The organism is Ensifer sp. ENS07, from assembly GCF_014852185.1.
In the GTDB taxonomy this organism is placed as follows: Bacteria; Pseudomonadota; Alphaproteobacteria; order Rhizobiales; family Rhizobiaceae; genus Ensifer; species Ensifer adhaerens.
Genome location: NZ_JACVBE010000001.1, coordinates 675069 through 700939 on the forward strand (window position 1 = coordinate 675069; position 25871 = coordinate 700939).

Sequence of the window (25871 nt, forward strand, 5' to 3'; positions counted from 1 at the left end):
TTCCAGTTCGTTGGTCAGTTTTTTCCAACCGGCGTGACCGCGATGGTGCGTCGCGTATCGATCAGGCCGGACAGGAGGAAGAAGAATGCCGGGATCGTGAACACGAGCACCGACAGGTATGCAATCCACAGCACGGGAAGCCGCCAGGACTTGCCGCGTGTGCGGAAATGGAAGGAGGCGAAACCGGCAAGCAGGAAGCCCGCGCCGAAGGTTCCGCAGATCAGCGCGCCGATCGTTGCGGGTGCGCCGCCGAGGAAGGTGAGGACCAGGCCGCCGAGAAAGATGAAGATCGCGTTGCGGTGCATGCGCAGCGTCGACGGAATGTCCTCGCGCGGGCGCAACGACCGGCCGGACATCTGCACGATGCGGGTGGCGAGGTAGTAGGCGGTAAACAGCATCAGCACCCAGATCGCGCCCTGGACGAGCGGCAAAGCGAGGGTGAAAAGCGACTTGATCTGGGCGATGGCAGCCGCATCCGGGTTGTAGGCGCTGTCCTGCGCCTTCACGGCCTGAATGACGATATCGACCATGCGATCGGAGATATCGGCTCCATAACCGACGATCACGCCGACGATGATCATGCCGACGGTCACCAGACCGGCGAGATGGCTGAGGATATCGGAGAGCGGATACCAGGCAAGCGCCTCGTCCGGGCCGCCGAGTTCGGACGCCGGGCGGGCGAGATTGGCGAGATGGCTCAGCCAACCGGCCGGGATCAGCGTGACAACGAGGATCAGCAGCGCGAAGTAGGGCGAAACGAGAACGGCACCGGTGGCGCCGGCCGTGACGATCGCGGTGATCGCTGCGGCATTGCCCCAGCCGAGGCCGGCAATCAGGATTGGAAGTGCCGAAGCGGCATAAAGGACGATCGCAAGAGACGACTGCGTATTCGCGCCCATCGACAAGAGGGCGGCGGTAAAGCCGGCGAGAACGCCGGTCAGCAGCGATGTCCTGTTCACATTCGTCACGTTCGCTGTCCTGCTTCGTGCAGTTAGGGGATGGCCAAAGCGCAGCCCCAGCATGGGATTTTGGCGCATCGCGCCGGTTCCGATCCGCGCCCATCGCGGAAGGGAGAGAAAGAGGCGCTCACCTTAGGGGAGCGCCTCTCCCAACAAGTCGGGTTCCGTCGAGTCAGAAGACTGACGGAGAGTCAGCCGTTCTTAGGAAACGACGTAGGGCAGCAGGCCGAGGAAGCGTGCACGCTTGATCGCCTGGGCGAGTTCGCGCTGCTTCTTCTGGGAAACGGCCGTGATGCGGGAAGGAACGATCTTGCCGCGCTCGGAAATGTAGCGCTGCAGAAGACGGATGTCCTTGTAGTCGATCCGCGGAGCGTTTGCGCCCGAGAAGGGGCAGGTCTTGCGGCGGCGGTGGAACGGGCGACGAACCGGAGCGGAAGAAACTTCAGCCATTGTCTTAATCTCCTAAAGCTTCTTGATTACGCACGGTCTTCGCGCGGACGGCGCGGGCGGTCTTCGCGGTCGCCACGGTCCGGACGCGGACCACGGTCGCCGAAGCCACGCTCCGGACGGTCGCCATCGCGGCGCGGACGGTCGTCGCGGTCGCGCTTCTGCATCATGGCAGACGCGCCTTCCTCGTGCTTCTCGACGGCGATCGTCATGTAGCGCAGGATGTCTTCGTTGATGCGCATCTGGCGCTCGATTTCGTGAACAGCCGCTGCCGGAGCATCGATGTCCATGAGAACGTAGTGAGCCTTGCGGTTCTTCTTGATGCGGTAGGTGAGGGACTTCAGGCCCCAGTTCTCGACGCGACCGACCTTACCGCCGTTTGCTTCGAGCACGCCCTTGTACTGCTCGACGAGACCGTCGACCTGCTGCGGCGTGATGTCCTGGCGGGCCAGGAATACGTGTTCATAAAGAGCCATTGTGGCTTGCCTTTCTTGCGTTAATCAGCCCGGACCTCGGCGGCTAAGCCTCAACGACTGTTCTTAGTGGCTGCAGGCAGCCGGCAAGAAAGTGTTGTATCGAGACGGTCGAGAGCGGAGACACGGGAGGCCGGAAAGACGTGCAATCCTAACGGCTCCCCTCGAGGAAGCCGGCCCTCCGTTCAGCCACCAGCCAGAAGACCGGGCATTTCGAACAGCGCGCTTATACGCATTTTTCCGCGGAAGGCAAGGCTTGCCGCGTCTTTTCCGCTTTCTACGCCAGCCCGTTCACCTTTTTCCATTTGCGCAGGCGGCCGTGGGCGTTGGCATAGGGAGAGGAAGTGTTGAACTGGATCATGCGTCCGAGCGTGAATTTTCCGTACCATGGCCGCCCGTAAAGCGTCTGCTCGTCGCGATCCCTGATGAGTACCTCGAGCGTCTCCTTGCTGCGCCTCAGTCTGGCGACAAGCTCGCCCGGCGAAAGAGCGTGGAAGTCCGCATAGAATTTCTGCGCAAGCCGTCCGAGTTCGTTCCATTGATAGCCCGTCTCGGGGAAGTCGACCAGCTCGCCGCGCTGATCGCGATCGATCCATTTGATCACCAGTTCGCCCCAGCCGATGAGGTAGGCGACGAGGTCGCCGACGCTCATCATCGTGCCCTTGGCGTGGCCTTCTAGCGACGGTTCGCGGTAGCGCTCGTCAGGAACCCGTTCCAGCTCGCGCATCAGCCTGGCGAACTGGACGTCGATCGCCGCAAGCAGTTCCGCTTTCGTCTGGGGTACCGGCATCGGCGATCTGGTCTCACGCTCAGATCGGCATCGGGTAGATCCGGTGCAGCCGCCGGATCCCGTTCACGATGTCCTGCGACAGCGTAAGGTCGACGGCGCCAAGGTTGGTCTTCAACTGCTCCATCGAGGTCGCGCCGATGATGACGGAAGCCATGAACGGCCGCGCCAGGCAGAAGGCGATGGCCATCTGCGCCGGATCGAGGCCGTGCTCGCGTGCCAGTTTGACATAGCCTTCGACGGCCGGTTCCTGGTGCGGCGTGAAGCGGCCGCCGAGATCGCCGTTGATCGAAAGTCGCGAGCCCTTCGGCTTCGCGCCATCGAGGTACTTGCCGCTTAAGAGGCCGGCGGCGAGCGGCGAATAGGCGAGCAGGCCCACGTCTTCGTGGTGCGACAGCTCCGACAGGTCGAGGTCGTAGGCGCGGTAAAGCAGGTTGTATTCGTTCTGGATCGAGGCGACGCGCGGCAGGCTATGACGCTCTGCCATGTCGATGAACTTCATCGCGCCCCAGGCCGTTTCGTTGGAGAGGCCGATGGCGCGGACCTTGCCGGCCTTCACGAGGTCGCCGAGCTTGTCGAGGATTGCCCGGAGGTCACTCGCGACATGATCCTTGTCCTGCTTGGACGGGTCATAGGACCAGGCGTTGCGGAAATGGTAGTGGCCGCGGTTCGGCCAATGAAGCTGATAAAGGTCCACATAATCTGTCTTCAGCCGCTTGAGGCTGGCGTCGATCGCCTGGTCGATGCCCTCGGGTGTCGTCGGGTTGCCGTTGCGGATATAGGGGCGGCCGGGGCCGGCGACCTTGGTCGCAACGACGACCTCATCGCGCCGGCCGCGCCTGGCCAGCCATTCGCCGATGAAGCGTTCCGTGTCGCCATAGGTCTCCGGCGAAAGCGGGGTCGTGGGGTAGAGTTCGGCCGTGTCGATGAGGTTGACGCCCTTTTCGAAGGCGTAATCCAGTTGCTCGTGCGCCTCGGCGATGGAGTTCTGTGAACCCCAGGTCATGGTGCCCAGGCAGATTTCCGAGACCTTGATGCCGGTGCGGCCAAGCGTGTTGTAGCGCATCTAGATAAGTATCCTTGTGAAGGGCGGCGCCGACCTGGGAGGGAAGGGGCGCTGGCACCGGGAATGGAGCGGTCGCCTCGACCCTGGTGATCGGGTAGGGCAGAGCGACATCGGGCGGCAAACTTACGCCTTGATTGTTGAAGATCAAGGGCAAAAGGCCTCGTCGGCCGTGTCCGTGCCGGCCTCCAAGCTTGACTCGTCGGTAAGGAATGTGAATGGAGAGGAAGCCGGAGATGTATGGTTTCTGCCTGCATCCCGCTCTAACTCATAAGAACCGATCACTAGGATTTCGTGTCGCGCCGACCCGAAATCCTAGTGATCTAGGGAAGGGACGATCCCATGAGCATTGCATTCACGTTTCCAGGCCAGGGCAGCCAGGCTGTCGGCATGGGCAAGGATCTGGCCGACGCTTTTCCGGAAGCGGCAGCCGTCTTTGCCGAAGTCGATGAAGCACTCGGCCAGAAGCTGTCCGAGATCATGTGGAACGGCCCCGAGGAAACACTGACGCTGACTGCGAACGCCCAGCCGGCGCTGATGGCCGTATCTATGGCCGTCATTCGCGTGCTCGAAGCCAAGGGCCTCGACCTCAAGTCCAAGGTTTCCTTCGTCGCCGGCCATTCGCTCGGCGAATACTCGGCGCTCTGTGCCGCCGGTACCTTCTCCATTGCCGACACGGCGCGTCTCCTGCGCATCCGCGGCAACGCCATGCAGGCGGCGGTTCCCGTCGGCAAGGGCGCAATGGCGGCGATCATCGGCCTTGAACATGCGGATGTCGAAGCCGTCTGCCGCGAAGCCTCCGCGCTCGGTTCCTGCCAGATCGCCAACGACAATGGTGGCGGCCAGCTGGTGATTTCCGGCGAGAAGGCTGCCGTCGAGAAGGCCGCAGCACTCGCTTCCGAAAAGGGCGCCAAGCGCGCTCTGATGCTGCCGGTCTCTGCCCCCTTCCATTCCGCGCTGATGGCGCCGGCTGCCGACGCGATGCGCGAGGCGCTGGCCAAGGTCGAGAAGCGTAATCCGGTGGTGCCTGTCATCGCCAACGTGCTCGCCGCCCCGGTCAGCGATTCCGACGAGATCGCCCGGCTGCTGGTCGAGCAGGTCACCGGCCAGGTCCGCTGGCGCGAGACGGTCGAATGGTTTGCCGCCAACAATGTCACGACGCTTTATGAACTCGGCTCCGGCAAGGTCCTGACCGGGCTTGCCCGCCGCATCGACAAGACCGTCAACGGTATCGCCGTCAATACGCCCGCCGATATCGACGCAGCACTCGCCGCCTTGCTCGCCTGAGCGAACGCCTAGGCGCTCCAGTTATAAGGAATCAAAGAGATGTTTGATCTTTCCGGCCGCAAGGCTCTCGTTACCGGTGCATCCGGTGGTATCGGCGAAGAAATCGCCCGCATGCTGCACGCCCAGGGCGCGACCGTCGGTCTGCACGGCACCCGCGTCGAAAAGCTGGAAGCGCTTGCCAACGAACTTGGCGATCGCGTGCAACTCTTCCCGGCAAACCTTTCCGACCGCGCCGAAGTCAAGGCGCTCGGCGAGAAGGCCGAAGCCGAGCTTGGCGGCGTCGACATCCTCGTCAACAATGCCGGCATCACCAAGGACGGTCTCTTCGTGCGCATGAGCGACGAGGACTGGGATGCCGTTCTCGAAGTGAACCTGACGGCCGTGTTCCGCCTGACGCGCGAACTCACCCATCCGATGATGCGTCGCCGTTTCGGCCGCATCGTCAACATCACCTCCATCGTCGGCGTCACCGGCAACCCCGGCCAGGCGAACTACTGCGCCTCCAAGGCCGGCATGATCGGCTTCTCCAAGTCGCTGGCCCAGGAAATCGCGACGCGCAACGTCACGGTCAACTGCGTGGCTCCGGGCTTCATCGAAAGCGCGATGACCGGCAAGCTCAACGACAAGCAGAAGGACGCGATCATGGGCGCGATCCCGATGAAGCGGATGGGCACCGGCGCTGAAATCGCTTCGGCGGTCGTTTACCTCGCTTCCAACGAAGCGGGCTACGTCACCGGCCAGACAATTCACGTCAATGGCGGCATGGCCATGATCTGATCCGGTTTCCGGGATGGGCCGCCCGCCGAGATTGTGCGGTGGGCGATCTTCAACGTCCCGGGACGCCGCCTGCCAAATGCCTGAAATTCAATGTTGAGCAAGCGAATGACAGGCATTTTCGGACTTTGCGACAGCGTTAAACCGTGTTAATCGGGCCATGACTGTTAGCAGTCGACCGGTCCCGCCAGGTGCCCGGCAGCCTTGGCTGCCTTGGGTTTGCCGCAGTTCCGGTTGGATGGATTGCCGGGTGGGCCGTCTTGGTCTATCAGGCTTACAGAAGAGTACCGGTGCCGGAATAGGCGCCTACAGAAACGAAGGTCGAGGAACTCCGACATGAGCGATATCGCAGAACGCGTAAAGAAAATTGTTATTGATCATCTTGGCGTCGACGCCGAAAAGGTCAGCGAAGGCGCAAGCTTCATCGACGACCTCGGCGCGGACTCGCTCGACACCGTCGAACTGGTCATGGCTTTCGAAGAAGAATTCGGCGTTGAAATCCCGGACGACGCTGCTGACTCGATCCTGACTGTCGGCGACGCCGTCAAGTTCATCGAAAAGGCTCAGGCCTAATACCTTAAAGCGGCTTCGGCCGTGGACGGGCCGCCTAAAGCGGCCCGTTTCAGCCCAGGGAAGTGGGCTATCCCGCGCTGAGCGGGGATTTCGATCAGCAAGCGTTTCCCGCATATCCCTCTGATCGTGAATAAGAACCTTAAAATGGATGCCCGGATCGGGTTCGTTACACGTGGTCCGATCCGGCTCTGAAATGGAAAAGTCAGGGTGGGTCGCGGACTATGAGACGTGTCGTTATCACCGGTACCGGCATGGTATCTCCCTTGGGTTGCGGAACTGAGGCGACGTGGGCGCGCCTGCTTGCCGGGCACAATGCCGCGCGCAAGGTGACCGAATTCGAGGTCGAGGACCTTCCTGCCAAGATTGCCTGCCGCATTCCCTTCGGCGACGGCACCGATGCTACCTTCAATGCCGACGACTGGATGGAGCCGAAGGAGCAGCGCAAGGTCGATCCGTTCATCGTCTACGCGATGGCAGCGGCCGACATGGCGCTGGCCGATGCCGGCTGGAAGCCGGAGAACGATGAAGACCAGATCGCGACCGGCGTGCTGATCGGTTCGGGCATCGGCGGTCTCGAAGGCATCGTCGAAGGCGGCTACACGCTGCGCGACAAGGGCCCCCGCCGCATCTCACCGTTCTTCATTCCCGGCCGGCTCATCAATCTTGCCTCGGGCCAGGTGTCGATCCGCCACAAGCTGCGCGGTCCGAACCACTCTGTCGTCACCGCCTGTTCGACCGGCGCGCATGCGATCGGCGACGCGAGCCGCCTGATCGCGCTCGGCGATGCCGACGTCATGGTGGCCGGTGGTGCGGAATCGCCGATCTGCCGGATTTCGCTCGCCGGCTTTGCCGCCTGCAAGGCGCTATCGACCCAGCACAATGACGATCCGCAGAAGGCCTCGCGCCCCTACGATATCGACCGTGATGGTTTCGTCATGGGCGAGGGCGCTGGCGTCGTCATCCTCGAAGAGCTCGAGCATGCCAAGGCCCGTGGCGCCAAGATCTATGCGGAAGTCGTCGGCTACGGCCTTTCGGGCGATGCGTTTCACATCACCGCTCCGTCGGAAGATGGCGACGGTGCCTATCGCTGCATGCAGATGGCGCTGAAGCGAGCCGGCCTGACGGCTGCCGATATCGACTACATCAACGCCCACGGCACCTCCACCATGGCCGACACGATCGAGCTTGGCGCCGTCGAGCGCCTGGTCGGCGAACACGCGTCGAAGATCTCGATGTCCTCGACCAAGTCGGCCATCGGCCACCTGCTCGGCGCTGCCGGCGCGGTGGAAGCGATCTTCTCGGCGCTGGCGATCCGCGACAACATTGCGCCGCCGACGCTGAACCTCGACAATCCGTCGATCGAGACGAAGATCGACCTCGTGCCGCATGTCGCGCGCAAGCGCGAAATCAACGTGGCGCTCTCGAATTCCTTCGGCTTCGGCGGCACCAACGCCTCGTTGGTCCTGCGCCGCTACACCGGCGCCTGATCGCGCGCCTGGAGCGTCGCTTGAGCCAATTGTCGCGCCGACCGTCAAAGGCGGCGCGATGATCCAGCTTTTGCCGTATTGCTCGCTACAAGCATGTGGTGGGAGGAGGCGTCGTCGCGGAAGACGGCGCTCGCCGACCGCGATGTTCGCGCAAGGCAAATCTGTCAGATTGCCCTTCAGTCATTGCCTGGAATTGCGGTTTGCCGGGTTTTTGCCGCGGGCCGTGGTTCCGGATTAAAGTGTCGGTCGTCCGCCGCGTTCTCTTGAACGGACGGTGATTCGACACATTTCTGTGGTTCTTCGGTGAGATTGCACCGACTGCGGATTTTTGAGTAACTGCGGACGTCGGCCTTCTGGGCGGCACCGTTTTATAAATTTGACCTATGCCTGCCACGGTCCAGTCCGAAATTCGCACCGGAAGCAGGAAGAGAATGAGGCCGCGAATTTCGGGTTCGGGATAATCGTGAGCGACTCAAACGATAACGGCGCGGCGCAATTTGGCCGCAGTGAAAACGCGAGCAACGGACCGATCATTCCGAAATCGGCAAACGAGGCCCTGCGTCCGGAAAAAGTGCCGCAACCGCCGAAACGATCGCGCAAGGCCCGCAGCCAGGTCGTGATCTTCCTGAACTTTGTCATGACCGTCATTGTCTTTGCAGCGCTCGCCGCTGCCGGCACGGTCTATTATGCGATGCACCAGTACGAAAAGCCGGGTCCGCTGCAGGCGAACCAGAACTTCATCGTCCGGGGCGGCGCCGGCATGAGCGAGATCGCCAGCGGGCTCGAGCGCGGCAACATCATCACCGATGCGCGCGTTTTCCGTTTCGTTTCCGAAGCCTACCTCGACAACGAGACGCTGAAGGCCGGCGAATATGAGATCAAGGCCGGCTCGTCGATGCAGGAGGTCATGCAGCTCCTGAAGTCGGGCAAGTCGATCCTCTACTCCGTCTCCCTGCCGGAAGGCCTGACCGTCAAGCAGATGTTCCACAGGCTGGCCGACGATCCAGTGCTCGTCGGCGACCTGCCGACGGAGCTGCCGCCGGAAGGCACCCTGATGCCGGACACCTACAAGTTCACGCGCGGCACCAAGCGCGGCGAGATCGTTCAGCAGATGGCCGCAGCCCAGAAGGTGCTGGTCGGCCAGATATGGGAAAAGCGCGATCCCAACCTGCCGGTGTCGACGGTTGAGGAGCTCGTGACGCTTGCCTCGATCGTGGAGAAGGAAACCGGTCGCGCCGACGAGCGTCCGCGCGTCGCCTCCGTCTTCATCAACCGGCTCGACAAGGGCATGCGGCTGCAATCCGACCCGACGATCATCTATGGCATCTTCGGCGGTGACGGTAAGCCGGCCGACCGGCCGATCCTGAAGTCGGACATCGACAAGCAGACGCCTTACAACACCTATATCATCAAGGGGCTGCCGCCGACGCCGATCGCCAATCCTGGTCGTGCAGCGCTGGAAGCGGTCGCCAATCCGTCGCGCACGCCTGAGCTTTACTTCGTTGCCGATGGCACGGGCGGCCACGTCTTTGCCGAGACGCTCGACGAGCACAATGCCAATGTCCGCCGCTGGCGCAAGGTCGAGGCAGAGCGGGCGGCAGAAGCGGCGAAGGCTGCGGCTGACGCGGGCACCGCCGAGCCGGCAGCCACGCAGCCGCAATAACGCCGGCTGCTGGCGGCGCATAGCCGCGCAGCGGTGCTTGCATTGTGGACGGACGAATCACGGCGCGGATATCCCTTGCGGGATGCCGCGCCGTCGCCTTATTGCTTCTGCTGAAACCGCAACGGAGGTGATGATGCCGCTCCAATCGATGACCGGCTTTGCCCGGAGAGAAGGCAGCAGCGGCCGCCGTCGTTGGGCCTGGGAGCTGCGCTCCGTCAACGGCAAGGGCCTGGACCTCAGGCTGCGCCTGCCGCAGGGGCTCGAGCGCTTCGAGCCCGAGGTGCGCAAGCTCGCAGCGGAGTATTTTTCCCGCGGCAATCTTCAGATCGGCCTCTCCGTCAGCGGCGGCGAGGCGGCCGTCGAGGCCGTGGTCAACCAGGCAGCCTTGACGGCGGTGCTGAACCTGCGCGGCCAGCTCGGTGATCTCGTCGATCCCGCGCCGCTCCGGTTCGACACGCTTCTCTCGATCCGCGGCATCGTCGACTTCCGCGAGCCGGAAGAAAGCGAAGAAGAGCGTGCGGCGCTCGATGCCGGTATCCTGGCAGGTCTGGCGGGTGCGCTCGCCGATTTGCGCGCGATGCGAGCAGACGAGGGCGCGGCACTCTGTCAGATCCTGCTGGGACAGGTCGAGACGATCGAGCGGCTGACGGCGACGGTCGAGTCCGACCCGTCACGTAGCGCCGCTGCGATTGCCGATCGGCTGGCGCAACAGGTAGCTCTGGTGATGGACAACGGCTCGTCGCTCGACCGGGACCGGCTCCACGCCGAAGTCGCTTTGCTCGCCACCAAGGCGGATCTTCGCGAGGAGATCGACCGGCTTGGTTCCCACATCGTTGCCGCCCGGGAGCTTCTGTCGAAGGGCGGTCCCGTCGGGCGCAAGCTCGATTTCCTCGCACAGGAATTTAACCGAGAATCGAATACGATCTGTTCCAAGTCCAACGCGGCCGCTGTGTCTGCCGCCGGCATCGAGCTGAAGGTCGTCATCGACCAGTTCCGCGAACAGGTCCAGAATCTGGAGTAAGGTATGAACCCGGCGACCCCTTCGCCCATCAAGATCGCCCGTCGTGGGCTGATGCTCGTCATTTCCTCGCCGTCGGGCGCAGGCAAGTCGACCATTGCGCGCAACCTCCTGGAAGCCGATCCGGAGATGAGCATTTCGGTCAGCGTGACGACGCGTCAGCGGCGACCAAGCGAGATCGATGGACGGCACTATCACTTCAAGTCGATCCGCGAGTTCGAGGCGCTGAGGTCCACCGACTCGCTGCTCGAATGGGCGGAGGTGCACGGCAACTTCTACGGCACGCCGCGAGATGCGGTCGAGGCGGCCATGGCCGCGGGCCGGGACATGCTGTTCGATATCGACTGGCAGGGCGCTCAGCAGCTCCAGGAGAAGATGGCGGGCGACGTCGTCTCGATCTTCATCCTGCCGCCGTCAATGGCTGAACTGCAGTCACGCCTGCATCGTCGCGCCGAAGACAGCGAAGAGGTGATCGCCACGCGCCTTGCCAACTCGCGCGCCGAGATCGAGCACTGGCGGGAGTATGATTACATCGTGCTCAACGACGACCTCGACCGCGCCTTTGCATCCGTGCGTGCGATCGTCGAGGCCGAACGCCTGCGCCGCGACCGGCGCCCCGGCCTGTTCGATTTCGTCAACGGGCTGCTGACCGAAAACCCGTTCTAAGGCTTCAAAAGAAATGGCTCCGTGAGGAGCCATTTTTGATTCACGCTATTTGTAGCGCGCGCCTTGCGATCCATATGCCCGCTCAGAGGCAGTTGGCCAGGCGACAGAACTCTTCCACCGAAAGTGTTTCGGCGCGTCGCTGCGGGTCGATATCGGCCTTGGCAAGCAGCGCCTCGCCACCGAGTGGCTTCAGGCTCTGCCGCAGCATCTTGCGGCGCTGGCCGAAGGCTGCATGCGTCACTTTCTCGAGCGCCGCGACCGAGCAGGGGATCGGGTTTTCCACCGGCTCCAGATGGACCACGGACGACGTCACCTTCGGTGGTGGCGTAAAGGCCTGCGGCGGCACGTCGAATGCCATCCGCGCCTTTGTGCGCCAACCACAGAGCACGCCGAGGCGGCCATAGTGGTCGTCATCCGCGTCGGCGACGATCCTCAGGCCCACTTCGCGCTGGAACATCAGCGTCAGCGACTGCCAGAAGGGCGGCCAGCGCTCGGGCAGCAGCCAGTTAACGAGTAACTGAGTGCCGACATTGTAGGGCAGGTTGGCGATGATCTTGACCGGCCCATCGTCGGCAAGCGTCTCGAACGACGTCTTCAAAGCATCGCCTTCGATGACCTGTAGCCGATCGGGATAATGCGCGCCGATTTCGGCAAGTGCCGGCAGGCAGCGCGCGTCCCGCTCAATCGCAATGACCTTCTTGGCACCGAGCGCGAGGATGGCGCGGGTGAGGCCTCCCGGTCCGGGGCCGACCTCGATGACCGTTGCCCCTTCGAGCGAACCGGCGGTCCGCGCGATCTTCTGCGTCAGGTTGAGATCGAGCAGGAAGTTCTGGCCGAGCGCCTTCTTGGCATCGAGGCCGTGACGCTGGATGACGTCGCGTAGCGGAGGAAGACCGTCAAGGGCGGCCATCAGCGGGTATCTCCTGGCATATTGGCCGCAAGCGATGCGGCAAGGTCGAGCGCGGCCCGAAGGCTGTCGTCGCGGGCGACGCCCTTGCCGGCAAGGCCGAAGGCCGTGCCGTGGTCGGGCGACGTGCGGATGAAGGGAAGACCGAGCGTGACGTTGACGCTATCGTCGAAGCCGAGCGCCTTGGCCGGGATCAGCGCCTGGTCGTGATACATGCAGATGGCCACGTCGTAGGTGGCGCGTGCGCGATCATGGAACATCGTATCTGCCGGCAGCGGGCCGACCGCATCGATACCCTCCGCACGCAGCCTGTCGATGACGGGCCGGATGACGGCGTCGTCCTCGAGACCGAGCGCACCGTTTTCGCCCGCATGCGGGTTCAGCCCGGCGATCGCGAGCCGTGGCTGTCGAAGTCCGAAACGATTGCGAAGGTCGGCCGCAGTAATCGCGCAGGTGCGGTAGATGAGGTCCGGCGTCAGTTGCTCCGGCACGTCCTTCAAGGGGATATGGATGGTGACGGGAACGGCGCGCAGCTTCGGTCCGGCCAGCATCATCACCGGCAGCACCGGCTGTCCCGTCGCCTTTTCGGCAAGATCGGCGAGATATTCGGTATGGCCCGGGAAGCGGAAGCCGGCGTCATAGAGAACCGCCTTGGCGATCGGGTTCGTGACCACGGCCGAGGCCTGTCCGGCGGTCACCAGTCGCACGGCCGTGTCGATCGCCCCGATCACGGCGCTGGCATTGACGGTGTCGGGCTCGCCGGCCTTGACCGGGGCAGGGCAGGCAAGCGGCAGGACCGGCAGCGCCGTGTCGAAGAGGGAGAGGGCGCCGGCGCAATCCGTCTCGCGGATGGACACCGTGTAGCCGAGCATCGAGGCGCGCGCGGCAAGGACTGCGGGGTCGCCGATGAAAAGGAAGGGGGCCGTCGCATGGTCGCGGCGGCCGAGCCAGGTCGAGAGGCTGATGTCCGGCCCGATACCGGCCGGGTCGCCCATGGTCAGGGCGAGAGGCCCGCCGGTAGTTTCGCGCATGTTTCCGTCGTGATTACTTGTTGACGATTTGCGCCTTCTTGCGCAGCTCCTCGAGGTACTTCTCGCTGTTCGGGTCTTCGCCACCGGCCTTCTTCTTGCCGATATCCTCGGCGCGGAAGACGATTTCGGCGGCGGTGTCGTCGTTGACCTCACGCTTCTTGCAGATCGCCAGGTACTCGACGCCCTTTTCTGTCACGCGGGTTCCGGTGGTGCCATTCTCGCCGGCCTTCTCGATCAGCGGCTTCCATTCGTCAGGCAGCTGCTGGGCAAGCATGCGGCCGAGGCTGCGGATCGACACGTCGCGATAGTTGGCGGCAAACACCTTCGAGGTTTCGCAGCCCGGGAACTGAGCGCGCGAGGCGTTGGCTTCCGCCTGCCGCTTCGCGGTGATCGCGCCGCGCTTCTTCTCGGGAATGACGAAGATCACCTGCTGCAGGAAATACTCGGTGGTCACCGGCTTCTGTCCGCCGCCTTCCATCATGCGCTTGACGAGGTCGGCGCCCTGGAGGCGGTTAGAGCTGCCGTAACGGAAGTTGACCGCACGCGGCCAGCTCATCTGCACGGCGATGAATTGCTTGAAATGTTCGGAGCCGACGCCGGCCTGATCGAGAATCTTGCCGAGCTGCTCGGTCGAAAGCTTGTTGCCCGAGGCGAAGCGCGCATAGGCGGCATCGACTTCCTGCGTGCTGACGGACTGGCCGATGCGTGCGATCTCGGCACGCTTGAGAACTTCGTCGACGAGTTGCTTCTTGGCTTCGTCGTTGCCGCCCTTCTGGCGCTGCAGGCGAAGGAAGGCCACGCGCTTGGCGATGTCGCCGGAGGTAATCACCGTGTTGTTGACCGTTACCTTGACCGTGCTCGCTGCTGCCTGAGCTCCGGAGCATATTGCAACGCTCAAGGTGCCGGCCAAAGCCAGTACCGACAGTGTCCTCAAGATCGACATTTTCCCGCCCATTCTCTTTTCCTATATCCCGGACTATCACCGTCGACAGGCTTTGTCCGCCTGCCGGCCTTGCGCCGTTGCCTTATCTTGTCGGAGGGAATGCATAATACATGCGGCCAAACGATGACAAGACCGTTTGACGGTGCCGATATCGACGAATGGGCGAACTTTTGACCCGCCCACTCGCTTGACGATATCAATAATAGTCGAGCTCTTCGAACTTGGTGTCGCCGACGTTCACGTCGCCGAGTGTACGGAAGCTGATTCTCGCGCCGATCGACCAATCGTTCGCGACATTGGCATCGGTATCGCGTTCCTGCTTGTAGACGATCGAGAACAGCGTGTCCTGATCGTCGTAGGTGATGCCGAAACCGTTGCGTGAGATGACATCCTTGTTGATGTCATAGGTGATCGCGCCGAACACCGACCAATAGTCGTGGAACCGGTAGGCGGCGGCGGTCTGGATTTCGTCCTGGTTGGACAGAGATCCGTAGAGCGGCTGCGCTTCGATGCGCGTATAGGTCATCGCGGCCTGCCAGGTCGTGCCGAGATAGCCGACGGTGGTATCGGCACGGCGCAGCGACAGGTCCTTTTCGTCGAGGCGGCCGGAAACGCTCGCCATCAGACCGGACGGTGCGTCGATGCCGAACATGGCAACGTAGTCAGAGCTCTTGGTCTCAAGACCGGAATTCGCCCCGGCCTTGACCAGGTCGTCCGTCGCAAACGAGTTCAGGCCACCCAGATGGAACGACTGGCCAACGATGCCACGCAGGCCGTAGCCGCTGTCGAAGGTCCCCGTGTAGCGGAAGCCGACATTGGCGCGCGTGCCGCCCTCGATCCGGTCGAAACCGGAGAACTTGTCACGGTCAAAGAGGTTCGTTGCGTCGAACACGAAGCTCTGCGCGTCTTCGTTCGGCAGGCCGCCGGCATATTGCTCGTTCGGGCGCGCGTAGAGCTGTGCGATCGGCTCGACGACGTGACTGCTGTCCTCACCGACGAACAGGATCGGGTAGCGGGCTTCGAGGCCCGCGGTCAACATGCGCCGCGTTGCCGCATCGCTCGTGTTGAAGTCGCCGGTATAGGCCGGACCGGGATTGTCCATGTTCAGCCCGATGGCATCGCCGCGCGCTGCCAGCAGCGGCGTGAGGACCAGGCCGCCCGGGGCGATGAAGGTGCGCTTCCACTCGAGTTCGCCGGTCAGGCGGTGCGAGGTGCCTTCTAGGCCGCGGAAGCGGACCACGCCCGGTTGGGTAAACGCGTCGAGCCGGTTGCGCTTCACGTTCGTGAAGTTGAACGTCGCGGAAAGCTCGCCGCCCAACACGGGATCAGGCGCCTTGTAGGAATAGTCGAGGACCTGCGCCGCCGGCTGCTGGTTTTCCTCGATGCTGTTGGCGTCGGCGTCCTGAATGTCGAAGTAGAAGGCGCGCAGATCGAAGTAGTTCCGCTTGCCGAGCCCCGTCAGGTAGGCCTGGTTGGTATAGGTGGTGCCGTCGAACGTCGACAGCTCGTAGGTTTTGGCGAAGTTGGCGTCGGACTGGACGAGTACGTTCCAGCCGAAGGTCCAGCGCGGATTGATCTCGAACTCAGCCTTCGACGCGATCATGCCGCGATTGGTATGCATCGCGTCGACGGTGCCGGGCGTGAACTTGCCCTTATCGAGCTGGCTGATGCCGGCGAAGTTCAGCGTATGGAAGCCGTTGTGGAACCGCTGGCGGAATTCTCCCTCCAGCAGGAAGCCCTGTCGCGTCAGGCCGGTAAGCGTCGCCGTCGCGTCCATATAGGGCGAGATCGCCCAGTAGTAGGGGACGCCGACGCCAACTCCGAGTTTCTGGGCCGAGCGGAACGTCGGAAACAGGAAGCCGCTCTTGCGCTTGACCGTATGGTCAGGCAGCTCCATGACCGGAATATAGGCGATCGGCTTGCCGAACAGCTCAAAGCGCGCGTTCTCCAGACGGATGGTCCGCGTGCGGCCGTTCTGGATGACGCGCTGGGCCTTGATGTGCCACAGCGAGCGATGTTCCGGCTTGGTCGAGCACGGCGTGCAAGCCGTATAGACGGCCTCGTTCAGGATGAATTCTTCGCCGTTCCGGCGCTCGCCGCTCGTGGCAGCAAGCCGCGTCAGATCGGTGGTTTCGATGCGCATCTGCTCGAGGAAACCGTCCCCGAAATCGTCGGTGACATCCATCTTGTCGGCATAGACGACATTGCCGCCCGGCTCAATGAACTGGATTTCCCCGGATGCATAGATGCGGCCATTCTTCTGGTCGTACTCGACCTGACGGGCCACCATCTTGTAGCCGCCGTAATCGATCTGCACGTTGCCGCGCACGATCACTTTTTCGGCGTCCTTGTTGTAGACGAGCTCATTGGCGGACAGAAGCAGCTTGGCGTCTTCCGGCATGTTCGGGCGCAACGAATCGAGGCGGTCCGAAGCCTGCTGCGCCATTGCAGGCGCACTCATTCCCATGGCAAGTGTCTGCAGCGCCACGCCTGCAAGCAGGGCAGCGTTGATCAGCCTTATACGTTTGCGGTTCACTACCGCCACTAGCCATCCTCCTGATTTAAAAGAATCGTCGAGCCCAGCGCCATCGCTACAACAACTGGCAACCAGGCTGCAACGAAAGGAGGCACAATGCCGCTGCTCCCGAATGCTTTGACAAGCACGGTGACGACATAAAGCACGAAGCCTGAAAGGATGCCACCGAGAATTACGGAGCGCGATTGGTTAAACCGGCTAAATTTCAGCGACACACAAGCGGCGATCAGCGTCATGGCGACGAGCAGCAGCGGCAACGACAACATTGAGTGGAATTGAGTTTCCATGCCGTTGGTCGAAAAACCGAAGGAGCGGGCCACTTCGATCTTGCGCGGCAGGTCGAAAAACTGAATGGAATCAGCCTTTGCAAGACGTTCCTGAACAAACTCCGGCTTAAGATTGGTGGCCAGCTGTGCTGTTTTCAAACGTTGCGGAAGCTGTCCGTTGCGCGTTTCCGTGACGTCGTTAAGAAGCCAGTAACCATCTTCGAGTTTCGCCGACGCCGCATCCTGTCTCAGAATGATCGTGCCCTGTGGATCAAAGTGGATGACGGTGACGTTGAGAAGCGTCGTGCCGTTGTCCTGAACCGAGCGCGCGCCAATGATCGTGTCCGTGCCGTTATAGATCTGCCGCAGCCACGGGATCGAGCCGGCATCGGCGTTCCGCGTGGAGCCCCATTCGGCCAAAAGCGCCTCGCCGCGCTTCGTTCCCCAGGCAGCAAGCGGGTTGAGCGCCACGACCGCCAGCACGCCGAAGAGGAAGGAGCCGAGGATGAAGGGCCGCAGGAACTGCCAGACGGAGATGCCGGCTGCGCGGGTCACGACCAGCTCGTAGCGGCGGTTGAGCGAAATCAGCGCCGCCATGGCCGAAAACAGCGCGACGAAGGGTATCGTCTGCTGCAGGATCAGCGGGATTCGGAGCGCGGTCATCAACAGGGCGCCGGAGATGCTGTAGCGCGGCAGGTTTGCCAGCCGGCTTGCCTGTTCGCTGAAGTCGATGATGAAGACCAGCGAGAAGATCCCGACGAGGAACCAGAACGTCGTGATAACGTAGCGCATGAAGAAGTAGCGGCCGAGCGTGCCCATCATGACGGCTGCCCTTTCTCGGCGTCAGGCCGCATCAGGCGCAGGCGAACCAGGAGTTCCTGCAGCTTTTCCTGCCCGGTCATCGGAATGTCCAGTCGCCTGTTGCTGACGAGCTGGTGAATGCAGAGGGCGCCCGCCATCAGCGGCACGGCATACATCAACGGCACGAACCACACGGAGTCCTCGGCGCTGTTGCCGGCATAGAACGTCATCCAGCGGATGAGCAGGGCCGTGCCGAGCGCGCTGACCATCGGATGAAGCCGCGCTTCGCGATGGGAGCGTGCGTCACTGCTGAAGACCAGCGCAATCAGGCCGAAGAGCAGCGGGAAGGTCCATTCCGTGAAGCGACGGTTGAGTTCGGCGGTAAAGGCGAGCGGATTGTTCTTGTAGACGTGATCTTCCGGGTCCGGATTGATCAGGCCGGGAAGGTCGCGGTCCTTCGCTCGAATGGTCGCCTCGCGCGTCGTCTTGGTCATGTCGGCGAGATCGAAGGCATATGAGTCGAACTTGATGATCGACACGCTACCGTCGGGGAGCTTGCGCTGCACTTCCCCGTCTTTCATCACCAGCGCCGAGCTCTTGTCGTCGATGGCGCCTTCGCGGGCATAGTAGACGAGCTCGAAGCTCGGATTGCGCGAATCGGCGACGAAGATGCCCTGCAGCACGCCGCCGCCCCGCCGCGCGCCAACCTGGACGTATAGATTGTCTGCGACCTTGCGGAAGGTGTTCTCCTGCACGACGGACGACAGCAGATCGGCGTTGGCGGTCGCAAGCATCTTGCGCAAGGCCATACGCGAATAGGGCTCGACGAAATTGTCGACCACGAAGGAAAGCACGCTGAGGCCCAATGCCAGGTAGACCACCGGCCGGATGATCGCCATGCGCGAGCTGCCGGCGGCGTTGAGCACCGTCAGCTCCGAATCGGTGTTCATCGTCGTCAGCGTTTGTGTGACGCCGATCACCAGCGCAAACGGCAGGATGATCGTGATGACGGAAGGCAGGATGAGGGTCGCCACTTTGGCGAAGGCGAGCACGGATTGGCCGTTGTCGGTGACGAGGTTGACGTTGGTCAGCGCCTGAGTCGTCCAGGTGATGCCAAGCAACGGCAGGAGCGTCGCGAGGAACATGATCACGGCACGCCGGAATATGTAGCGTTCGATCAGCTTCATGCCCGTGTCCGGTCCAAAATCCTGCTCATGTTTCTGTTCCGGCGGCGGTTATCGAACCGGATTTCGCCCATGTCCGTAAACCGAAGCCCGGTTCTTTGCCAGCCACCCGTGCTGCTCGAATTGTGCAGCAACAGGGATAATTTAAGGCGAAGAACCTCGGTTAACCGCATGTAAACATCTGCGGGCATCTTGCCAAGCGGTTGAAAAGCGAGAAGGGTGCCGGCCACAGCTTTGACGGTGGCGAATGATGCGAATATTTGCCACTGTAACCGCCCGGTAACAGGCCGGCTTGCCATAAGCCTTGCCGTGTCGTCCGGTTGCGTTGTGCGGCCTAGATCCCCTTGGGCTGGCGCTCGATCTCCCGGAAAGATCCATTCGATCCAAAGGGTTGCGTCCAGACAGGAAATACCCGGAGTTTTCAATGTCGATGAAGTTTGAGTTCACCTTTGCCAAGTCCCATAAGCCGAGCGGTGGCGTCGCCGTTCTGCTGAAGAGCGCGGGCGCGTCGGCGGCTGCCGGCGCCGATGTCGCCGACCCCGAGAACGTCGTCGCAAGGGCGGCGAAGATCAAGAAGTTTACCGGCAAGGCGTTCTCCTCCCTCGACATCGTCGCGCCGCATGGCTCGCCCGCCGATCGAATCGTCGTGCTCGGTCTTGGAGACGCGGATGCGCTGACGGACCATGACTGGCTGAAGGCGGGCGGAGCCGTCGCTGCGAAGCTTGGTTCGGTCGACAAGGTGACGGTCTTCATCGACGCGCCCGACGCCAACGTGACCGGAAAGGCGGCAGCGGACTTTGCACTCGGCATGGAGATGAATGCCTACGCCTTCGACAGCTACAAGACCAAGAAGGCCGACGACGACGCGAAGCCATCCGGCAAGCCGACCAAGGTGACGATCGTCACCGGCACGGTCATCGCGGCGAAAAAGGCGTTCACGGCGGCGCAGGCCGTTGCCGAAGGCGTGTTCCTCGCCCGCGATCTGGTGAACGAACCGGCCAACGTGCTGGGCCCGGTCGAGTTTGCCGCCAAGGCGAAGGAGCTGGAAAAGCTCGGCGTCGAGGTGGAGATCCTCACCGAAAAGGAAATGAAGAAGCTCGGCATGGGCGCGCTGCTCGGCGTCGCGCAAGGGTCGAGCCGTCCACCGCGCCTCGTCATCATGCAGTGGAAGGGCGGCAAGTCCAAGGACCGTCCGCTCGCCTTCGTCGGCAAGGGCGTCGTCTTCGACAGCGGCGGCATCTCGATCAAGCCGGCTGCCGGCATGGAGGAAATGAAGGGCGACATGGGTGGTGCGGCCGCCGTCACCGGCCTCATGCACGTGCTCGCTGCCCGCGAAGCCAAGGTCAACGCCATCGGCATCATCGGCCTTGTGGAAAACATGCCCGACGGCAGTGCGCAGCGCCCGGGTGATATCGTGACCTCCATGTCCGGCCAGACGATCGAGGTGATCAACACCGACGCCGAAGGCCGTCTCGTGCTTTGTGATGCGCTCTGGTACTGCAACGATCGCTTCAAGCCGCAGGCGATCATCGATCTCGCGACCCTGACCGGCGCGATCATGGTCGCACTTGCAACGCATCATGCCGGCCTGTTCTCCAACGACGACCGTCTGGCGGGGCAGCTTCTTGCCGCTGGCATCGCGACGCACGAGCCCCTGTGGCGCATGCCGCTCGGCCGGGAATACGACAAGATGATCGACAGCAAGTTCGCCGACATGAAGAACACCGGCGGCCGCCACGGTGGCGCGGTGACCGCGGCGCAGTTCCTCAAGCGCTTCGTCAAGGATACCCCCTGGGCGCATCTCGACATCGCCGGCACCGCCATGGGCGCGCCGACCGACGAGGTCAACCAGTCCTGGGGTTCGGGCTTCGGCGTGCGGTTGCTCGATGAGCTGGTGCGGGCGAGCTACGAGGCCTGAATGCCGGACATGATGAAAGGCGGGAGGCAATCGGCATGACCGAGATCCTGTTCTACCACCTGACGGAATCGAAGCTGGAAGACGCTCTGCCGCCGCTGCTCGACAAGAGTGTCGAGCGCGGCTGGCGAGTGGTCGTACAGACGGTCGATGCAGACCGCCGCGATGCGCTCGATACGCATCTCTGGGTCTATCGTGACGAGAGTTTCCTCCCGCATGGCACTGATGCCGGGGACTTTGCGGCGGATCAGCCGGTGTTGCTCGTCGCCGACGACGGCAATGCCAATGCGGCGACGGTGCGTTTCGTGATCGATGGCGCGAGCCCGCCTGACGTTTCGGCCTATGAGCGCATCGTCTTCATGTTCGACGGCTATGACCAGGAACAGCTGGAAGGCGCGCGCGGCCATTGGAAGCGGCTGAAGGGCGAGGGCCACACCTTGACCTACTGGCAGCAGAACCGCGATGGCCGCTGGGAAAAGAAGGCCTGAGTTTACAAGCGTTACGACAAAAAAGCCCGCGGACGAGACCGCGGGCTTTTTGTTTCCGGCATGTCCGGAAGATCAGTCGTGGAAGGCCTCGACGAACTTGCGCTTGCCGAGCATGAAGGCATCTGCGACGTGGCGCAACGGCGCCAGATCGACGTCCGACTTCCCGGCTTTGACGATTTCGGCGAAGCGCCGGTAGAGCATCGGATATTCCTGCTCCGGCTCCTCGTGCACGAGCTTGCCATCGACGGAGAGCTTGGCGCCGCCTTCCGACAGCACCATCTCGCCCGCCGCCGTGCGGGCAACGATGTCCCAGCTCTGCTTGCCGGTCTGGCGCCAGTCGAATTCCGCCGCGACCGGCAATTTTTGGCCGTCGGTGAAAGTGATGTTGGCGGCGATCGGCGCGTCACGATTTTCCGGGAATTCGAGCACGGCCGACGTTACGAACAGCGGGCGTGGCAGGATGTGGGTGACGATCGACAACGCGTTGATGCCCGGATCGAAGATCCCGAGGCCCCCGGCCGCCCAGATCCAATCCTGGTTCGGGTGCCAGTGCCGCACGTCTTCCTTCCAGATGACCTGGACATCCTTGATCGGCGTCGTTGCCAGGAAGGACTTTGCAGCTTCCACGGCCGGCGCGTAGCGGGAGTGCCAGCTTGCAAACAGCGACAGCCCCTTCGATGCTGCCAGCGCCTCGAGGTCCGCGACCTCGCTGAGCGTCGCGCCCGGCGGCTTTTCCAGGAACACGTGCTTGCCGGCGTCGAGCGCGACGCGAGCTGCCTCGTAGCGATACTGCGGCGGCATGCAGAGCGACACGGCTTCGATCGCAGGAACCGCGTCGAGCATCGCCTCGATCGATTTGAAATTGTCGATGCCATCGACCGTCCCATGTCGGCTCGCGGCGGCAATCAGCTGATAGTCGCTGTTCTTGGCGATCGCCGGCAGGTGCTGGTCGCGAACGATCTTGCCGATGCCGACAAGCGCAATTTTGATGGGGGCCATGGTGTTCCGCTCGATTTGTATGACTTATTGTCGGCTCTTGTAGCAGATTGCACACCGGGAGCAAGCCGCCGCTCCGCCCGGGACTATGACATCGATGTCGATGGAATCGACAGATTGTCATTCCCTCTCAACGTCGCCGCACTAACTCTACCGGTGGACGTGCGGTGCCGTCCCGTCAACTGGACTGACATGGGCGGTCTGACCACCCGAACGAGGAGTGAACGATGCAGCAGCAGATCCGTCGGGCAAGCCGAGCCGACCTCGACATCATGATCGAGTGGGCCGCGGAAGAGGGGTGGAACCCCGGCCTCGGCGACGCGGGGCCTTTCTGGGCAGCCGACCCTGAGGGCTATTGGGTGGCGGATGGAGAGGGGGCGCCGGTCGCCGCGATCTCACTGGCGCGGTACAACGAAAGCTTCGGCTTTCTCGGCTTCTTCATCACCCGGCCGGATCATCGTGGCAGGGGCATTGGCCGACAGCTGTGGCAACAGGCGATGTCGGTTGCCGATCGGCGCATCGTCGGTCTGGACGGCGTGGTCGCGCAGCAGGAGAACTATAGCCGGTCCGGCTTCGTCTACGCCCACGCGAACATCCGCTACGGCGGCATCATCGACGTGGTCGAGCCGCCGGGCGCGGATCTGCTGGAGGTCGCGCCGGTGCACATGCCGCTCCTCATCGACTATGATCGCCGCTTCGTCCCGACGCGTCGCGAGGTGTTTCTGCGCGAGTGGCTGAAGGCGAGCGACGGGCGGCGCAGCATCTTGCTGCTGCGCGATGGCGCGGTGGCGGCCTATGGGACGATCCGGGCCTGCCGCAACGGCTTCAAAATCGGGCCGCTCTTTTCCGACACCGAGACCGGCGCCGATCTGGTCTTTCGCAAGCTTGCCGCCGGCGTCAACGGCAGCGAAGTATACCTCGACATCCCTGAACCGAACGCCTCGGCCAAGGCACTTTGCGATCGCTACAATCTCAAGCCCGTGTTTGAGACCGCGCGCATGTATCGTGGGCCGGATCCGGGGCTGCCGCTGGCGCGAATCTACGGAATTACCACTTTCGAGCTGGGCTGACGGAGGGGAGGCGACGGCGGGGCCGGCTTCTGTCAGCCGGCCATCGCGTCTTCATATTCGGCGGAAAGTTCGAGCCATTGCTCTTCGGCTTGCGTGAGTTTCGCTGCCGCGTCGGAGCGTTCCTTGGCCTTTTGTGCAGCCTTGGCCGGCGACTTTTCGTAGAGCGCCGGATCGGCAAGTTCCACATCAAGTGCCTGAATCAGTTTCTCCAGCTTTCCGGTCAAGGATTCGATTTCGTTGATCTTCTTGCGCAGCGGCGCCAGCGAGGCGCGCTTGTCGGCATTGACCTTGCGCTGGTCCGCCTTCGAAAGGCTGTCGTCGACGCCGGTCGGCCTCGGCTTCTCGTCCTTCGCCTTGGGGCCACCGACGATCAGGCTGCGGTAGTCTTCGAGGTCGCCGTCATAGCTCGTCACGGTACCGTCGCGCACCAGCCACAGCCGGTCGGCCGTCGCTTCGATCAGGTGCCGGTCGTGTGAAATCAGGATCACGGCGCCGGAATAGTCGTTGAGCGCGGTGATCAGCGCGTTGCGGCTGTCGATGTCGAGGTGGTTGGTCGGCTCGTCGAGGATCAGAAGGTTCGGCGCGTCGAAGGCGGCAAGGCCCATCAGCAACCGCGCCTTTTCGCCGCCGGAAAGATCCTTGGCGGGCGTTTCCATCTTTTCCGTCGCAAGCCCCATCTGCGCCACGCGTGAGCGCACCTTGGCTTCAGGCGCTTCCGGCATGCGCCGGCGCACATGCTCGACCGCACTTTGCGTCGGGATCAGGTCGTCGAGCTGATGCTGGGCAAAGAAGCCGACCTTGAGATTGGGAGCGATCTTCAGTTCGCCCGCCTCAGGCGCGAGGCGACCCGAGATGAACTTGGCGAAAGTGGACTTGCCGTTGCCGTTCGAGCCGAGCAGCGCGATCCGGTCGTCCGTGTCGATCCGGAGGTTCAAGCGCTTGAGGATGGGCTTGCCGGGCTCGTAGCCGACGGTACCGCCGGTGACGGCGATGATCGGCGAAGCCGCTTCCTTCTCCGGGTCCGGGAAGGAGAAGCCCTGGACATGATCTTCGATCACGGCCGCAATCGTGCCCATGCGCTCCAGTGCCTTGACGCGGCTTTGCGCCTGGCGCGCCTTGGTGGCCTTGGCCTTGAAGCGGTCGATGAAGCTCTGGAGGTGCTTTCGTGCTGCGTCGTTCTTGGCTTTCGCCTTCATCTGCAGCTCGTCGGCTTCCGCCTTCTGCCGCTCGAACTGGTCGTAGGGCCCACGATAGAAGGTGAGCTTCTTCTGGTCGAGATGCACGATGGCGTTGACCGCGGTGTTCAAGAGGTCCCGGTCGTGGCTGATGATGATGACCGTGTGCGGATAACGGCGGATGTAATCCTCGAGCCACAGCGTGCCTTCAAGGTCGAGATAGTTGGTCGGCTCGTCGAGCAGCAGTAAATCCGGCTCGGAAAAGAGTACGCCCGCAAGCGCCACCCGCATCCGCCAGCCACCGGAAAACGACGAGGCGGGACGCAGCTGTGCTTCATGGTCGAAGCCGAGGCCGGCGAGAATGCTTGCAGCACGCGCTTCGGCCGAATGGGCGCCGATGTCGGCAAGCCGCGTCTGGATCTCGGCAATCCGGTGCGGATCGGTCGCGGTCTCGGCTTCGGCGACCAGCGCCGTGCGCTCCTTGTCCGCCTTGAGCACGATCTCGATCAGCGGTTCTTCTGTGCCGGGCGCTTCCTGCGCGACCTGGCCGATGCGCGCGTTTTTGGGTAGCGCGATCGTGCCGGCTTCCGACGCGAATTCGCCGGTTATGATGCGAAACAGCGTGGACTTGCCAGCGCCGTTTCGGCCCACGAGCCCCGCCTTCGTGCCCGCCGGAAGCGTCACGGATGCGTTTTCGATGAGGAGACGTCCCGCGATGCGGGCGGAAAGGCCGGAAATCTGGATCATTGCGGCCTTTTGCCCGGACTTGGCCGGGAAGGCAAGAGGCGTCGGCGTGCTGTTGCCACCGCTGTGGCGGGGCGGGAATTCAAGAGGTCATTGTTATCGATTTTTGAACAAGGCGTTCCGACAATCGATACTACACATCCTCATCGTGAGGGACCATCTCAATAACGGAAGGGCGGGGAACGCTCTTCTGACCGCCTCGATCGACCGAACGCCAGTGGCAGAGGCCCCGCGTTCCGAGGGACGACCGATCCGGCCAAGGACATTTTTGATGAAACCTCGTTCAGCCGAACGAGCCTCCCAGGAGTGAAGACCATGAAAACCGCAATCCAGACCGCTCTTTCCGCCGCTCTCGTTGCAACCGCTATCCTCGGTGGCGCTTCTGCTGCCTTTGCCGGCGGCAGCTACTATGAAGGCGTCAGCCCGACGCCGCTCTATACCGAGCGCACGCCGGCCGTCACCGGCAAGTCGTCCTTCACCATCGGCAGCTCCGAAGCCGGCTATGTCGATCGCACCAACACCGGCTCGGTCGCAAACTTCAGCGTCGCGCCGAAGAGCGTGATCGGCGGCGAAGGCGAATACTACCAGGGCATTTCGCGCTAACGGCGATGAATGAGG

The 25871-nt window shown here is 62.8% G+C and carries 24 protein-coding genes; 11 read left to right on the forward strand and 13 right to left on the reverse strand.

The genetic code is table 11. From position 1 onward, the window contains the following. Positions 1 to 14 precede the first annotated feature (14 nt). From IB277_RS03275 to IB277_RS03295, 5 genes are all read right to left on the reverse strand, one after another. A complete protein-coding gene (locus IB277_RS03275) occupies positions 15 to 968 on the reverse strand; it encodes a membrane protein (RefSeq protein WP_034803975.1) in 954 nt (317 codons plus the stop codon). Positions 969 to 1160: 192 nt separating this feature from the next. Beyond that, complete coding sequence (gene rpsR / locus IB277_RS03280) at positions 1161 to 1409, reverse strand: 30S ribosomal protein S18 (RefSeq protein WP_025426448.1); 249 nt, start codon at positions 1407 to 1409, stop codon at positions 1161 to 1163. 26 nt (positions 1410 to 1435) lie between these two features. Next, the gene (rpsF, locus tag IB277_RS03285; protein WP_034803973.1) at positions 1436 to 1882 is read right to left on the reverse strand and encodes a 30S ribosomal protein S6; all 447 of its coding nucleotides are present in this window, start codon (positions 1880 to 1882) and stop codon (positions 1436 to 1438) included. A gap of 274 nt (positions 1883 to 2156) precedes the next feature. Further along, on the reverse strand, positions 2157 to 2669 hold the full coding sequence (locus tag IB277_RS03290; protein ID WP_090294609.1) for a ClbS/DfsB family four-helix bundle protein: 513 nt from the start codon (positions 2667 to 2669) through the stop codon (positions 2157 to 2159). A gap of 19 nt (positions 2670 to 2688) precedes the next feature. Continuing rightward, positions 2689 to 3732, reverse strand: a complete 1044-nt coding sequence (locus IB277_RS03295) for an aldo/keto reductase (protein ID WP_090294607.1) — start codon at positions 3730 to 3732, stop codon at positions 2689 to 2691. 339 nt (positions 3733 to 4071) lie between these two features. Between IB277_RS03295 and fabD the strand changes: the two genes are divergently transcribed. From fabD to gmk, 7 genes are all read left to right on the forward strand, one after another. Continuing rightward, the gene (fabD, locus tag IB277_RS03300; RefSeq protein WP_089043928.1) at positions 4072 to 5016 is read left to right on the forward strand and encodes an ACP S-malonyltransferase; all 945 of its coding nucleotides are present in this window, start codon (positions 4072 to 4074) and stop codon (positions 5014 to 5016) included. 39 nt (positions 5017 to 5055) lie between these two features. Next, positions 5056 to 5793, forward strand: coding sequence for a 3-oxoacyl-[acyl-carrier-protein] reductase (gene fabG / locus IB277_RS03305; protein ID WP_034803959.1), 738 nt, complete (start codon positions 5056 to 5058; stop codon positions 5791 to 5793). Between the two features lie 333 nt (positions 5794 to 6126). Next, the gene (locus IB277_RS03310) at positions 6127 to 6363 is read left to right on the forward strand and encodes an acyl carrier protein (protein ID WP_003531676.1); all 237 of its coding nucleotides are present in this window, start codon (positions 6127 to 6129) and stop codon (positions 6361 to 6363) included. Positions 6364 to 6584: 221 nt separating this feature from the next. Next, positions 6585 to 7850 carry a beta-ketoacyl-ACP synthase II gene (gene fabF, locus IB277_RS03315; protein ID WP_034803942.1) on the forward strand — a complete coding sequence of 422 codons (1266 nt, stop codon included), beginning with the start codon at positions 6585 to 6587 and terminating at the stop codon, positions 7848 to 7850. 463 nt (positions 7851 to 8313) lie between these two features. Beyond that, positions 8314 to 9513 (forward strand): endolytic transglycosylase MltG, encoded by a 1200-nt coding sequence (gene mltG / locus IB277_RS03320; RefSeq protein ID WP_034803938.1) that lies wholly within the window; start codon positions 8314 to 8316, stop codon positions 9511 to 9513. 133 nt (positions 9514 to 9646) lie between these two features. Further along, on the forward strand, positions 9647 to 10534 hold the full coding sequence (locus IB277_RS03325; RefSeq protein ID WP_090294799.1) for a YicC/YloC family endoribonuclease: 888 nt from the start codon (positions 9647 to 9649) through the stop codon (positions 10532 to 10534). A 3-nt stretch (positions 10535 to 10537) separates the two neighbouring features. Next, positions 10538 to 11197 (forward strand): guanylate kinase, encoded by a 660-nt coding sequence (gmk, locus tag IB277_RS03330; RefSeq protein ID WP_034803935.1) that lies wholly within the window; start codon positions 10538 to 10540, stop codon positions 11195 to 11197. Positions 11198 to 11279: 82 nt separating this feature from the next. Here gmk and rsmA read toward each other — a convergent pair whose 3' ends face one another. The 6 genes from rsmA to lptF form a co-directional block, all read right to left on the reverse strand. Further along, complete coding sequence (rsmA, locus tag IB277_RS03335) at positions 11280 to 12107, reverse strand: 16S rRNA (adenine(1518)-N(6)/adenine(1519)-N(6))-dimethyltransferase RsmA (RefSeq protein ID WP_089043930.1); 828 nt, start codon at positions 12105 to 12107, stop codon at positions 11280 to 11282. After that, positions 12107 to 13135, reverse strand: coding sequence for a 4-hydroxythreonine-4-phosphate dehydrogenase PdxA (pdxA, locus tag IB277_RS03340; protein WP_060522124.1), 1029 nt, complete (start codon positions 13133 to 13135; stop codon positions 12107 to 12109). The genes rsmA and pdxA overlap by 1 nt, the downstream gene beginning before the upstream one ends. A 13-nt stretch (positions 13136 to 13148) precedes the next feature. After that, the gene (locus tag IB277_RS03345) at positions 13149 to 14090 is read right to left on the reverse strand and encodes a peptidylprolyl isomerase (protein ID WP_034803927.1); all 942 of its coding nucleotides are present in this window, start codon (positions 14088 to 14090) and stop codon (positions 13149 to 13151) included. Between the two features lie 184 nt (positions 14091 to 14274). Continuing rightward, positions 14275 to 16623 (reverse strand): LPS-assembly protein LptD, encoded by a 2349-nt coding sequence (locus tag IB277_RS03350; RefSeq protein WP_060580928.1) that lies wholly within the window; start codon positions 16621 to 16623, stop codon positions 14275 to 14277. Beyond that, a complete protein-coding gene (lptG, locus tag IB277_RS03355; RefSeq protein ID WP_034803924.1) occupies positions 16623 to 17702 on the reverse strand; it encodes an LPS export ABC transporter permease LptG in 1080 nt (359 codons plus the stop codon). The genes IB277_RS03350 and lptG overlap by 1 nt, the downstream gene beginning before the upstream one ends. Continuing rightward, positions 17699 to 18868, reverse strand: a complete 1170-nt coding sequence (gene lptF, locus IB277_RS03360) for an LPS export ABC transporter permease LptF (RefSeq protein ID WP_034803922.1) — start codon at positions 18866 to 18868, stop codon at positions 17699 to 17701. Before lptF ends, lptG begins: the two co-directional genes overlap by 4 nt. Before the next feature lie 421 nt (positions 18869 to 19289). Between lptF and IB277_RS03365 the strand changes: the two genes are divergently transcribed. Beyond that, complete coding sequence (locus tag IB277_RS03365; RefSeq protein ID WP_110818459.1) at positions 19290 to 20783, forward strand: leucyl aminopeptidase; 1494 nt, start codon at positions 19290 to 19292, stop codon at positions 20781 to 20783. 35 nt (positions 20784 to 20818) lie between these two features. After that, positions 20819 to 21268 carry a DNA polymerase III subunit chi gene (locus tag IB277_RS03370; RefSeq protein WP_034803915.1) on the forward strand — a complete coding sequence of 150 codons (450 nt, stop codon included), beginning with the start codon at positions 20819 to 20821 and terminating at the stop codon, positions 21266 to 21268. A gap of 72 nt (positions 21269 to 21340) precedes the next feature. Here IB277_RS03370 and IB277_RS03375 read toward each other — a convergent pair whose 3' ends face one another. Further along, on the reverse strand, positions 21341 to 22267 hold the full coding sequence (locus IB277_RS03375; RefSeq protein WP_090294601.1) for a Gfo/Idh/MocA family protein: 927 nt from the start codon (positions 22265 to 22267) through the stop codon (positions 21341 to 21343). A gap of 224 nt (positions 22268 to 22491) precedes the next feature. On the opposite strand from IB277_RS03375, the gene IB277_RS03380 reads away from it, so the two are divergent. Further along, entirely contained in the window at positions 22492 to 23334 is an 843-nt protein-coding gene (locus IB277_RS03380) for a GNAT family N-acetyltransferase (RefSeq protein ID WP_090294600.1), read from the forward strand. Positions 23335 to 23366: 32 nt separating this feature from the next. Here the strand turns inward: IB277_RS03380 and IB277_RS03385 are convergent, their stop codons facing one another. After that, complete coding sequence (locus IB277_RS03385) at positions 23367 to 25256, reverse strand: ABC-F family ATP-binding cassette domain-containing protein (protein ID WP_110818457.1); 1890 nt, start codon at positions 25254 to 25256, stop codon at positions 23367 to 23369. Between the two features lie 312 nt (positions 25257 to 25568). On the opposite strand from IB277_RS03385, the gene IB277_RS03390 reads away from it, so the two are divergent. Then, positions 25569 to 25856, forward strand: coding sequence for a hypothetical protein (locus IB277_RS03390; protein WP_034803904.1), 288 nt, complete (start codon positions 25569 to 25571; stop codon positions 25854 to 25856). Positions 25857 to 25871: the final 15 nt, after the last annotated feature.